This window comes from Shewanella sp. Iso12, assembly GCF_012030025.1.
In the GTDB taxonomy this organism is placed as follows: Bacteria; Pseudomonadota; Gammaproteobacteria; order Enterobacterales; family Shewanellaceae; genus Shewanella; species Shewanella algae.
The window spans coordinates 276,382-288,867 of record NZ_JAAUHW010000002.1 but is presented as its reverse complement, the minus strand read 5'-3'; the positions used below and the strand labels follow the sequence as shown (position 1 = coordinate 288,867).

Below are 12,486 nucleotides of genomic sequence, written 5' to 3'. Positions count from 1 at the left end.
TCAGTTGATGGATTTTGTGGCTCGTATCCTCAAGGCAGGCGAACCAGGTTAGCCCGCGGCCGCCTCACTCTTAAAGTAGTCGATTAACTCACCAAGCGTCTTGTGGCCTCGCTGCTGCAGGAAATTCAGCAGCGCCAATGGTTCGCGATTGAGCAGCCTGTCTCTTGGATAACCGGCGGCATCCACTATCTCAAGCGCCAGCGGGAACTCCCCCAGACTGAAGGCAACATGGGAATCTGATCCCATCACCAACTGGGCATCGAATCGTTTCGCCAGTTTGGCAATATTGAGGCAGCTGTCTTCACTGCCCTTGCGGGAGCAGGCAAAAGAGGAGTTATTGATCTCCAGCGCCACATTATGCTCGGCGGCGGTGCGGACAATCAGCTCCTGATCCAATGGATACTTGGGATTGCCTGGGTGGGTAATGATATCGACCTTGCCGCTGCGAATGCAGTTCAGCAGCGCCTGAGTGTGGCTGTCACTGTCGGCGGGAGGGAATACCGGCTCGTGAAACCCGGCCTGCACCAAGTCCAGCTCTTCCAGGAACTCACCAAAGAAGTCAATTTCCCCCTCCAGATTGGTAATATTGGCTTCAATTCCGCGCAATATCCCTACGCCATCGACTATCCGCGGCAACACCCTGAGATTCACGAAATGCCAGAAATGCGGCGCATCGGCCATCGCCGGGCCATGATCTGTGGTGGCAAACAAACGGATCCCTTTCTGCTTGGCGACTGCCAGGTAATCATGGATCGTGCTGTAGGCGTGAGTAGAGGCAACTGTGTGGGTATGGGTATCGACTGCGAACATGGCTCCCCCAGGAGACTGTTTCTTGAAAACCGGGCCACTAGCTTAGCGCAACTGACCCACTTTGGCGAATGAACCCAATAGCGAGCAGCATCTCAGTAATGATTTACAAACTGGGTTCAATACGGCGACTCTTGAGCCTGGCGATATGCCTTTCCCTTGCCTCTACTGTGGATGCCTCACTGGCTTGCTGCAAGCAGAGTTCGAATTGCATCAACTCATCTTGGGTAAACAGTGTTTGCCGAAATCCCTGCAGATAATCATCCAATTGCGCCAACTGGATAACATTTTGCGGAACAGCGGTCTTGAAACTGGCTCTGGGGCCGAAAACAACCAAAGACCTTATTCCCCGGTTCGTCCCCAGAATATGGGCAACGGCCAGGCAGTGTTTGTAGTTTTGGTGCAGCGGATTCTGGAACCGGCACTTGCTGCGATAAAGATGTTGCACCCAATGCTTTGAATAGGGGGCGGCAAAAATCCAGCCGCTGTAATCCTTACTCTCGATAACCAAGATCCCGTTGACGGTTAACAGCAACAGATCTATTTCTGTCTCATCCCCGTCGGCGGTCTGCAATAATAGATTGCGATATAACTTGAAATAACCGCCAACCAAGGTTTCCCGAATACACTGCGCTATCGCCTCTTCCCCGTTTTCACCCAGAGAATTTCCCCGCTTTCGCCGCCAAAAGGGAAATCCCAATATCCCAGCGGCCAGCAACAAGGCTACCAAAAACCACTTGAGTTCCAAGCTGAGTAATATCTGAGGCTTTCCCGCAACAGGCACTTCAACCCGCTGGGGATGAGCGCTGGAATAATTAACCTTAGGCTCGGCATAGGATGCCGTTTTCCGCTCGGGAGGCGCGGCATTGGTTATCGAACCACTGATATTAAGCGGAGCCTTATCCGAAATGATGGGTGATTGACAATGACGTTGCAGGTTACGGGACAATTCAAGGTATCTGGCCGAGTCAGGGTTTCGCTCCCCCATCTCGTGGCGAATAAGCAGGCAGGTTGCCTGGGTGTATTGCTCATAAGCTTCAGCAGATCCAGAAAGCACACCGGCTGGAGAACTGCTCTCTGTTATTAACAGACTGCCGTTGCCGCCATCTTGGGCCTCGATGGTAGAGGCTGCAACTTCCTGTGCAATAGCCACTTTCGGTGCAATAGTGGCAAAGCTCAGACAGATCCCGAGTACGACTGTTATCCAATACGCTTTCACCCATAAATCCTTTTCATGGCCAATGCCGACTCAGGCAACACTGTTGATGTTCTACCTATTCAGAGTTTGCCAGAAAGGCGCAGTGATACAAGTAATCCCCTGTTATTTATCGCTTGTTATCTTTTACCAAGCGCTCTCTTGCGGGCCCGCTGCTTTTGGGCGGCTTTACGCTGGTTTCTCGGTGCGTCAAAACTGCGGTTGAGATCCGGCTCAAACCCGGGCAGCCATTCTCTGGGGAGGCGTCTGTCGAGCATGGCTTCCAGCTCTTCGAGTAGGCGCTCGTCGTCACGACTGAATAGGGTGATGGCGAGCCCTTCCATGCCGGCGCGGCCGGTGCGGCCAATGCGGTGCACATAATCTTCGCGCTTGAACGGCAGCTCCAGATTGATAACGCAAGGCAAGGCCGCTACATCCAGGCCTCTGGCGGCAACATCTGTGGCCACCAGCAAACGGCATTCACCCGCCTTGAACGCCTGATAGGTCTGCTCGCGCTGAGCCTGACTCAGATCTGAGTGCAGCGCACTGGCGGCCAAGCCCTCGGCACTGAGCTCACAGACCAGTTTGTCGGCGCCCTCCTTGGTGCGGCTGAACAGCAACACCTGACGCCAGTCGTGCCGGCGACAAAGGGCGGCAACGGCGGCGGCCTTACGCTCGCTATCGAGCTCAATCAATCGCTCCTTGATACTGCCACCCTGCTCTGATGCTTGCAGCTCCAGCACTTTGGGAGACTGCAGCAAAGTCTTTGCCAGACGCCAGATGTTGTCGTTGAAGGTGGCGGAAAACAGCAGAGTCTGGCGCTGTTTGGCCATCTTTTTCATCAGCGCCGAGATCTCATCTTCAAACCCCATATCCAACATGCGGTCGGCCTCATCAAACACCAGGGTCTCAACCTTATCCAGCCTGAGACTGCGCTTTTTAAGATGATCCAGCAGGCGCCCGGGCGTGGCGACCAAGAGATCGATGCCATCCTTGAAGTTCTTTAACTGCCCATCGAGTGGCACACCGCCATAGGCAATGGCAATCTTCAGCTCGCAGCCCTTGGCATAGCTTTTAATGTTATCGAAAACCTGCTGCGCCAACTCCCGGGTAGGCACCAGCACCAGAGCCTTGGGCGCTGCGGGTTTTACTGCTCTCTCAGTCGTGGCGGGCATTAAACGCGCCAGCAACGGCAAGGCAAAGGCGGCGGTTTTCCCTGTGCCCGTCTGTGCCTGCACCAGGAGATCGCTGCCGGCGAGCACCAAAGGAATGGCCTCTGCCTGCACTTGGGTTGCCTTGCTAAAACCCAGTCCGGCCAGATTGGTCAGTAGCGGTTCGGGCAGAGAAAAAGCGGCAAATTCCATGGAGAGTCCTTCAAAGATAAAGCTTAGGGCAAACCGCCATTATACCCTGCTACCCGGTGCCGGATAGGTGTTATCCCTGCGTTCGGGCAGCAAACGTGGCTTACGGGTGAAAAATTAACCGCCCGAGAGACTTGTTCGACTTGACGTTTGCTTTAGGCTGCAGCGCATCTTATTGTCATAAAAAGCAGTTTTACTTTTCTCTGCCCTATTTGAACAAGGAAGCGCCCATGGCCGTCACCAGCTTAGATGCCAGTCAGGTATATCGTCCCGCCAATCTCGACAATCTGGGAGATGAGGTCAAGTCTACCCGCGAACTGGAGCCGCTGGATGACATCATAGGTCAGGAGCGGGCCCAGAGTGCGGTGGAATTTGCCATGTCCATCAAGGAGAAGGGCTACAACATCTATGCCATAGGCCAAAATGGTCTGGGCAAACGCACCATGATGCTGCGTTATCTCAAGCGCCATGAATTTACCGACAAGACACTTAACGACTGGTGTTATGTGGCCAACTTCGACCAGACCCGTACCCCCAAGGTGCTCAAATTGCCCGCCGGCAAGGGCGTCACTTTCAAGAAAGAGATGGAAAAACTGGTTCTCCGGCTGGTCAAGGCGCTGCCGTTGGCGTTTGACAACGAGATGTATTACCGCCGCGCCGACAAGCTCAAGAGTCAGTTGGCGCAAAAACAGGAAGCGGCGCTGCTGGCTCTGAGCGAAGAAGCCAAGGGGATGAAAATAAGCCTCTCCATCAACACTCAGGGCGAGTATCAGTTGATGGCGCTGAACGGCGAAGAGCCGCATACCGAGGAAACCTATCACGCCCTGCCAGAAGCCGAGCAGCAGGCGTTTGAACAGAATATCAAACACTTGGAATCGCGCCTGCGGGGCATTATCCGTCAATTGACCGAATGGGAAGAGGAGTTCAGCACCAAGCAGCAGGAGCACGATGAACAGGTGGCCCGCGAAGTACTGAGCCATTTCTTCAAGCCGCTCAAGGATGAATACCGCAGCCTGCCGGAGATCCGCTCTTTTCTGACGGCGATGCAGAAAGATATGCTCGGTAACCTGGATATCTTCCTTGAGGAGAGTGAAGACCAACTGGCACTGGCCTATGCCTCGCTGGAAAAGAAAATGCCCAGGCGTTATCAGGTCAACCTGCTGGTGGGTCAGGAGGAGCAGAAATTCCCTGTGGTGGTAGAGGAAAACCCCACCTATCACGGCCTATTCGGTTATGTGGAAAACGCCACTTACCGCGGCACCGTCTTTACCGACTTTTCGCTGATCCGCCCCGGCAGCCTGCACAAGGCCAATGGCGGGGTGCTGCTGATGGATGCGGTCAAGGTGCTGGAACGGCCCTACGTTTGGGACGGGCTCAAACGGGCACTGCGTTCCCGCAGTCTGGATCTCAGCTCGCTGGAGCGTGAAGTCTCCCTGTCCGGCACAGTTTCATTGGCGCCGGAGCCTATCCCCCTGGATGTCAAAATCGTGCTCTTCGGTGACAACCAGACCTACCAGTTACTGCAGCATTATGATCCCGACTTCAGCGAGCTATTTCGGGTAACCGCCGACTTTGAAGATGTGATGCCAAGAAGTCCGAAGGCCGAATGTTTCTATGCCAGATTTATCTCCTCGATAGTGCACGATAACCAGATGTTGCACTGCGATCGCAGCGCCATTGCGCGGATAATCGAATTCAGCTCGCGCCAGGCCGATGACCAAACCCAGCTGTCATTGCACTCGGCCAATATCGCCAATCTGCTGCGGGAGACCCACTACTGCGCCAAGGCGGCCAACGCCCGCAGTATTCGCCTCGCCCATGTAGAGCAGGCTCTGGCGCAGCAGGAGCAAAGGGTATCGCGTCTCAGAGATCAACTGATGCAGAGCTTTCATAAGGGCACCACCCTGATTGATGTGCACGGCAAAGTCTGCGGCCAGGTCAACGCCCTGTCGGTCATCGCCACCACAGATCATCAGTTTGGCCTGCCCAACCGTATCAGCGCGACCACAGCTTTTGGCAAGGGCGAAGTGTTGGACATTGAACACAAGGTGCGCCTCGGCGGCCGTATTCACTCCAAGGGGGTGTGGATCCTCTCGGCCTATATCAAAACCCTGTTGGGACGCGAGGCCGATATTCCGCTGACCACCTCCCTGACCTTCGAGCAATCTTATTCCGGGGTCGATGGCGACAGTGCCTCCATGGCCGAATGCTGTGCCATTATCTCTGCAATCGCCCAGGTTCCCCTGCGCCAGGATATCGCCATCACAGGTTCAATGAACCAGTTCGGTGAAGCCCAACCCATAGGCGGGGTCAATGAAAAGATTGAAGGCTTTTTCGATGTCTGTGCCATCAAGGGGCGCAGACATACCCAAGGGGTGATCATTCCCGCGGCCAACGCCCACAACCTGATGCTGAAAAAGCCTGTGGTGGACGCCATCAGCAAGGGCAAGTTCCATATCTGGACGGTCGAGCATGTAACCGAGGCGATGGCATTGCTGTGCGATATGGAAACCGGCAAGGCCGACAAGCGCGGTCATTACCCGAATGGCAGTTTACTGGGGCTGGCCTCGGCCAGGCTGTCAGCTTTAAAAGCCAAAGATAAAGCGTAATCCAACGCTAAAGTAAGCAGCGCCGCTCAAGGGCGGCGTTTGATTATCCCAAAGGGATTGAACACCCCAACCGCTGCCGACCTGTGCTGACAGAAGAACGCTCAGGGATACGTTTTACCTCTTCCAGAATAGACTGATAAATCAGCGCAGTAGATTCATGCTGCATTCGCTCGAAGGTGCTGACCAGATGATATGAAGGCGATTTGTGCTCAGGCATGCGGATCTCAAACGGGATCACCAAACGCTGTTTCTCCAGCTCCTTTTCCACCAGCAAGCGGTTGACATAGGCAATTCCCGCGCCCAAGACCGCGGCTTCTATGGCCTGAACTGAATTTTGAAATACCAGCCTCGACTGTTGTGCCCGCCGTTCAATGCCAAAGTACTGTAATACTATATCCCACTGTACCAACCTATTATTGGTATATATCAAGGTCATATTATCGACGGCCTTTTGTGTTAAAGAATCATAATTAACCGCACAGTATTCAGGGTGACAAACGGCAACCATTTCCTCATCAAAGAGATGAACGGAATAATAATTATCCCAGGAGTCATAACCATATCTAATTGCCAGATCCAGACCAGTACTTCCAAAATCAAGATATTCCAGGGTATCGATAAACTCGATACTGATCCCCTTATGATAAATATGACTCTGGCTCATTCTTGGCAATAGCCAGTTTTTCAACAGCGACGGCGGCACAGCCACTTTCAATGAGGGGCTGTGCCCCTGCACCCCAAGGTCTATGGTGGCTTCTTCCATATTTTGTAGAATAATCGCGACTCTGGCGAAATATTTTCGGCCGCTGTGAGTGAGTTCCAGTTGCCTGTGACTACGGTCAAACAATTCTTTACCGACAAAGTTTTCCAATGCGGCGATTTGGTGACTGATTGCGCCCGGCGTCACATTCAGTTCAACCGCTGCCAATTTAAAACTCTTGAGTCTTGCGGCCGCTTCAAAACAAATCACCGCCTTCATTGGTGGAATTATTCTCATATTTTCTCTTAACACTTTAGTTTTTTAACGTCACAGACGAAAACGATTGGTTTGATAACTCACCCATGCATTAACAATATTATCAAGGCATAACAAAACCATGTGTGAGGATATTCATGAAAAGAATAATGTTATTGGCCGGTACTGCATTTCTGTATACCGGCATGGTACCTGCTGCGGGTCTGGCCGAGCACCATATCAAACTGGCGGGCGCCGATTGTCAGTCCTGCCACAGTCGGCCCATAGAGGTAAAAGACAACGAGGCTCGGGAAAACCAGGCTTGTATCAGTTGCCACGGCTCGCTGCAGGAGTTGGCTCAGCAGGCAAAGCAACCGCTTTCGCCCCACCACAGTCATCTTATTGACCTGTCCTGCACCAGTTGCCACTCGGGCCACAAGGAGCCTGTGATGGTGTGTCAGACCTGCCATGACAGCTTCAAGAGCAGTTTTCATATCCCCTTCTCCGCGAGCGATAAGGTAGCGGATACCTATGTCTTCCCCGAAGTATCTCAGCAAGCCATAGACAAGGCGCTGGCCGCAGGTCCGGTGGAACGGCATGAGCTTCTGGTCATTGGCGCCGGCGCTGCCGGACACGCCGCCGCCGTATCGGCCCGCCAGCACGGTATCAAAGATGTGGTATTACTTGAGAAACAACCTTACATAGGTGGCAATGGCATGCTGGCCGCCGGTGGCATGGCTTCGGCAGAGACCCTGACCCAGGCGTTTCGTGGTTATCAGGACAGCAAGGCGCTCTGGTATCAGGACACAATGAAGGGTGGCCACCAGCTCAACAACCCGGATCTGGTGCATACCCTGGTCAACAACGGCAGTGCCGGTATCGACTGGTTGATGGCCTTGGGCGCAGATATGACTTCTGCGGCCAGTGCCGGTGGCCACAGTGCCGAACGTCTGCACCGGCCCAGCGGCGGTGCCAAGTCCGGCCCGGAAATCATCAATACCCTGAAAAGGGCGGCCGAAAAACTCGGGGTTGAAACCCGCACCAACAGCAAGGTGATACGCTTGGTTGAAGACAAGCAAGGCAGAGTCACCGGAGTATTGGTGCAAGGCAAGCACACTGGAGTGCACCTGTTGGCGGCCAAGGCCGTGGTGATCGCCTCCGGCGGCTTTGCTCGCAACAATGCCTTGGTCGCCAAATACAGACCGGATCTCAAGGGCGTAGACTCTACCAATAACCCGGGCAATGTCGGCGATGCACTCACCTTTGCCACCGCCATTGGCGTGGATACTGTGGATGTCGACCAAATCCAGGCCTTCCCCACAGCAGCGGCCGGTAAAATGGTTATTTCAGGCACAGCACGCGGCGCCGGTGCCATATTGCTGAACCGCGATGGTGCCAGATTCTGTGACGAGATGGGCCCCAGGGACAAAGTCTCCGAGTGCATCTGGGCTCAACCCGGAAAAGACGCCTGGCTGGTATTTGATGAAACCGTGTTTGAACGTCTGGGGCAACTGCGGGGCATGCTGGAGCTGGGTATCATCTACAAAGCCGCCGATGCCAAAGAGCTGGCCGCCAAAACCCAAATGAATGCCGAAACGGCGGCAGCCGCCGTCAAACGCTATAACGGTTTTCAGGCCAGTGGCAAGGACAGCGATTTTGGCCGCAAGAATATGGCCGACGATCTGCATTTCCCGCTCTATGCCGTGCAGGTTAAGCCTGCGGTTCACCACACTATGGGCGGCCTTAAAATCGCCACTGACACCAGGGCATTGAATAAAGACGGCAAGCCTATTGCCGGCCTTTATGCCGCCGGTGAAGTAACAGGTGGCGTCCACGGTGCCAATCGACTGGCTGGTAATGCGATAGCCGATACCATAGTATTTGGTCGCATAGCCGGTGAAAACGTCGCCGAATTTATCAAACAAACAGCAACCGATAACCAGTAATCTGTATCGCCCCTTGGGAAAATGCGCAAGGGGCGTTGTTTAAGCCATATTTCCAGCAGCCCCAGTTAGAATATGGCGCAGGAAAGCCTTATTGGTTCACATTTATTAAACATCCTCAGTTAAAACTCCTCGGCTTGCACTATTCTTGTTAAACAAATGTACTAGATTGTCCCGGTCGCAATGGCCGCTGGGTAGATTTATGTCTATATATTTATGGGATACGTCAACATTATCAGAGGATAAACAATGAAGTTCAGCCATAAGATTGTCGCCGCCTCCTCTGCATTGCTTTTGGTAACAGTTGCACTGCTTTCCACCAAGCAATACTTTGCGGTACAGGAACAGATGCAGGCTCAGGTAGGAGCCAGCGTGACCGAAATCATGGATGGACTCAAAAACACGGTTTCTTCTGAGCTGGACTCGCGCAAGAAACTGGCCGCTTATTCAACCAGTATGTTGGAAACCGATCTTTCGCCCGCACATATCCGCGATGTGATCACCCGTCCAGTAATAAAAAACAGCTTCCTTCTGGTCGGTTTCGGTTATGAAAGCGATGGCTCGAACATCAACAACAATCCCGCCTGGGATCCCGGAGCCGGTTGGGACCCCAGGGTGCGCCCCTGGTACAAGGACGCCAAACAAGCCGACGCTTTGATTATCACAGCGCCTTATGCCGACTCGGCGTCAGGGGAAATCCTGGTTTCCATCGCCACTCCGGTCAAAGACAGCGGCCGTTTTATCGGCGCCATTTTTTATGATGTCAGCCTGGTCGGCTTGGCGGAGTTGGTCAATCAAGTCAAACTCTTCAATGCCGGCTATGTGTTTATCGTCTCGGGCGATGGCACCACCATAGCCCACCCCAAGTCAGAGCTGAACGGCAAACCCATGAGCAACTTTCTGCCCAAGGTGTCGTTAAGTGAAGATCCGCAGCAGGTAATGCTGGACGGTAAACCTTATACCCTGGATTTTGCCAAGGTCAGTGGTGAGAACTGGTATGTCGGCGCCCTGCTGGATGAAGATATCGCCTATGCCGCCGTCAGCGAACTGCGCAACAGCTCTGTCCTGTACGCCATTATCGCCGTCATAGTCAGCATCACACTGCTGCTGATGCTGATCAAGACCCTGATGCGGCCTCTGGAAACCCTTAACAAGGCGATTCAAGATGTCGCCTCGGGCGAAGGGGATCTGACCCAGAGACTGGATACGGACACTGACGCCGAATTCTCGGCACTGGCATCTGGCTTCAACAGCTTTACCGCCAGTCTGCAACAGCTCATCACCCAGTCCAAGGCCATAGGGCAGCAGATATTGCAGAGTTCTGAAATGACCTCGGCCGAGCTGCAGCAATCCACAGACGCCATGAAATCCCAGTTGCATGAGCTGGAACAGTTGGCCACCGCCATGCACGAAATGGCCACCACCTCGTCGGATGTTGCCCGTAATGCCCAGGGCGCCGCTACCGCAGCCAAAGACGCCGATAGCGCCACCAGTGTAGGCACTCAGGTGGTCAGCGCCACTACAGATGCAATCAATGCCCTGTCAGAGCGGATTGATATGGCAGTGCAAGAGGTCAAAGAGCTGGAAACCGCCACCAGCAATATCGCGACGATTCTGAGTGTTATCAATGATATTGCCGATCAAACCAATCTGCTTGCACTCAACGCCGCCATTGAGGCCGCCAGAGCCGGTGATTCGGGCCGAGGTTTTGCCGTGGTGGCTGATGAAGTGCGCACTCTGGCACAGCGCACCCAGGAATCCACCACAGAAATTCGCGCCATGATAGAGCAGTTGCAGGCCGGATCCCGCGCCGTGGCCGACGTGATGAATCAGAGTAAGGACACCACCCAGGAAGCCGTTACCAAGGCAGAAGGTGCCAATGAGGCGCTGAACCGTATCCGCGATGCCATTCAGCAGATCACCGATATGAATCTGCAAATCGCCTCGGCCGCCGAAGAGCAGAGCCTGGTGGCTGAAGAGATCAATAACAACACGGTCAGGATCAAGGATCTGTCGGTGCAGGTATCGGATTCGGCGACACAGGCCAACTCAGCCATGCATACCCAAACCGAACAGGTACGGCAGCAGGACGCCATACTCAACAAGTTTATTGTCTGAAACCGCCAGTGCGCCCAGGTAACAAGCCCGGGCGCACCGTATCCACAGCTACCGGAGAGTCGATATGAAAGGCAAACTCCTGATATTGAGCGCCTGTCTGCTGCCGCTGCTGGCGAATGCCGAAGACAGCAGCCAAGAGCAACGCATCAAGGCATTGGAACAAAGAGTCATGGAACTGGAGCAGCTACTGCAAGCCCAGCTGCAACAATCCGGCACTCACTCGCCAATGATGGCCCATGACACAAGCCAAACCTCAGCATCGTCGCAGCAAGCCAGCAAGCCTGAGCCTGCCGCCAGTCAAACGATGCAGGATAAGTCTCCTTCTATGACCTCCTCCCTTGGCGCCAGCCAATTCACTCTTTACGGCTCGCTGCGCCCAACACTGGAATACAGGGATCGCGGCAAAGATCAGTGGGACATAGGCGATGCACTGTCGCGAATTGGAGTCAAGGCAGAAACTGAATTTCTTCCCGGCTGGCGCGCTCTGGCGCAAGGGGAATGGAAAATCCGTATCGATGATAATGGCCGCTTCGGTGAGGCGCGACTGGCGTTTGCCGGAGTCGACTCGCCATACGGCAAGCTGACTCTGGGGCGGCAACGCCCGGTGCAATATACCCTGGTGGCGGAATACACTGACATTTTCAACAATGCCAACAGCCCCTTTGGCTACAATCAGGAAAGCCCCTTCTTTGTCGACAACGCTTTAATATATCAAGTTAACATTGAGCTTTTCACCCTGATGGCTTCGGCAGTATTTGATGACAGCGAATACAATAGCGGCGCCGATATCATCAATCTGGGGGCGGGATTCGATTGGCAGCAGCTGCATCTGGGGCTGACCTGGCTGGCCCAGGATAAATATGCCGGCGATATCAAGCAGGGTGATGAGCAGGTGTGGGGCGCGGTGGCAGCCTATACCTGGCACAACGGCATCTATGCCGCCGCCAGTTACCAACGCAAGGAGTATGACTTTGTCAGTGCTAACAATCGAGATGGCGATACCTTTGATGGCGCGCTGGCACTGCCGCTTGGCAAGGACTACAAACTCAAGTTGGGTTACTTCTGGTTCAAAGATGGCATAGAAGATTTCAGCAGTCTGGACTATGACGGTTACAACCTGACACTGGAATGGCAGCCGCTGAATAATGTACGTTTGCACCTTGAATATCTGGCGCAAAACTATGACAACCGAGAGGATGAGTCGATAGTGGCTGCCGGTATCCGCTATGACTTCGATCTCAATTGGCGTCTTCCTTAGGGAAGGTGCCAATAAGTCCTCGTGGCCTTCTCTTTTGTAGAGAGTGTCTTGCACAACAATTGGTGTTCAAGGCTTCTGACTGAAGCCATGCCGGGGCCTGTTGAAGTCAATCTGTATCAATCGTGATGATTAGCCCGGTAAATAACCGCTTTCAATGAACCCTGGCAATAAAAATCCCCGCTGATGCAACCTGCGGGGATTTTTATCTGCTTAGTCAGCAGTTTTTGGCAGCTGGCCCAA

General features: G+C 53.8%; 8 protein-coding genes. 4 read left to right on the top strand and 4 right to left on the bottom strand.

Annotated elements, in window-relative coordinates:
• Positions 1–48 precede the first annotated feature (48 nt).
• From HCX89_RS05225 to HCX89_RS05215, 3 genes are all read right to left on the bottom strand, one after another.
• Positions 49–810 carry a phosphatase gene (locus HCX89_RS05225; RefSeq protein WP_025010914.1) on the bottom strand — a complete coding sequence of 254 codons (762 nt, stop codon included), beginning with the start codon at positions 808–810 and terminating at the stop codon, positions 49–51.
• 103 nt (positions 811–913) lie between these two features.
• Entirely contained in the window at positions 914–2,026 is a 1,113-nt protein-coding gene (locus HCX89_RS05220; RefSeq protein ID WP_071239209.1) for a nuclease-related domain-containing protein, read from the bottom strand.
• Between the two features lie 116 nt (positions 2,027–2,142).
• Positions 2,143–3,366: a DEAD/DEAH box helicase gene (locus tag HCX89_RS05215; protein WP_071239210.1), complete on the bottom strand. Its 1,224-nt coding sequence runs from the start codon at positions 3,364–3,366 to the stop codon at positions 2,143–2,145.
• Between the two features lie 227 nt (positions 3,367–3,593).
• Here HCX89_RS05215 and HCX89_RS05210 point away from each other — a divergent pair, with 227 nt between their 5' ends.
• On the top strand, positions 3,594–5,972 hold the full coding sequence (locus HCX89_RS05210; RefSeq protein WP_071239211.1) for a Lon protease family protein: 2,379 nt from the start codon (positions 3,594–3,596) through the stop codon (positions 5,970–5,972).
• A gap of 43 nt (positions 5,973–6,015) precedes the next feature.
• On the opposite strand, the gene HCX89_RS05205 is transcribed toward HCX89_RS05210, so the two are convergent.
• A complete protein-coding gene (locus HCX89_RS05205; RefSeq protein WP_167715308.1) occupies positions 6,016–6,969 on the bottom strand; it encodes a LysR substrate-binding domain-containing protein in 954 nt (317 codons plus the stop codon).
• 116 nt (positions 6,970–7,085) lie between these two features.
• On the opposite strand from HCX89_RS05205, the gene HCX89_RS05200 reads away from it, so the two are divergent.
• The 3 genes from HCX89_RS05200 to HCX89_RS05190 all read left to right on the top strand — a co-directional run bounded on the left by HCX89_RS05200 (position 7,086) and on the right by HCX89_RS05190 (position 12,246).
• Positions 7,086–8,873, top strand: coding sequence for a flavocytochrome c (locus tag HCX89_RS05200; protein WP_167715306.1), 1,788 nt, complete (start codon positions 7,086–7,088; stop codon positions 8,871–8,873).
• 246 nt (positions 8,874–9,119) lie between these two features.
• Positions 9,120–10,988: a methyl-accepting chemotaxis protein gene (locus tag HCX89_RS05195; protein WP_044734824.1), complete on the top strand. Its 1,869-nt coding sequence runs from the start codon at positions 9,120–9,122 to the stop codon at positions 10,986–10,988.
• Between the two features lie 64 nt (positions 10,989–11,052).
• Positions 11,053–12,246: a porin gene (locus HCX89_RS05190; RefSeq protein WP_045282632.1), complete on the top strand. Its 1,194-nt coding sequence runs from the start codon at positions 11,053–11,055 to the stop codon at positions 12,244–12,246.
• The last annotated feature ends 240 nt before the right edge of the window (positions 12,247–12,486 follow it).

What these genes read in the sequence shown, in the direction of transcription:
- HCX89_RS05225 (WP_025010914.1), bottom strand. Translation starts at nt 810, where the DNA reads ATGTTCGCAGTCGATACCCATACCCACACAGTTGCCTCTACTCACGCC.
- HCX89_RS05215 (WP_071239210.1), bottom strand. Translation starts at nt 3,366, where the DNA reads ATGGAATTTGCCGCTTTTTCTCTGCCCGAACCGCTACTGACCAATCTG.
- HCX89_RS05210 (WP_071239211.1), top strand. Translation starts at nt 3,594, where the DNA reads ATGGCCGTCACCAGCTTAGATGCCAGTCAGGTATATCGTCCCGCCAAT.
- HCX89_RS05205 (WP_167715308.1), bottom strand. Translation starts at nt 6,969, where the DNA reads ATGAGAATAATTCCACCAATGAAGGCGGTGATTTGTTTTGAAGCGGCC.
- HCX89_RS05200 (WP_167715306.1), top strand. Translation starts at nt 7,086, where the DNA reads ATGAAAAGAATAATGTTATTGGCCGGTACTGCATTTCTGTATACCGGC.
- HCX89_RS05195 (WP_044734824.1), top strand. Translation starts at nt 9,120, where the DNA reads ATGAAGTTCAGCCATAAGATTGTCGCCGCCTCCTCTGCATTGCTTTTG.
- HCX89_RS05190 (WP_045282632.1), top strand. Translation starts at nt 11,053, where the DNA reads ATGAAAGGCAAACTCCTGATATTGAGCGCCTGTCTGCTGCCGCTGCTG.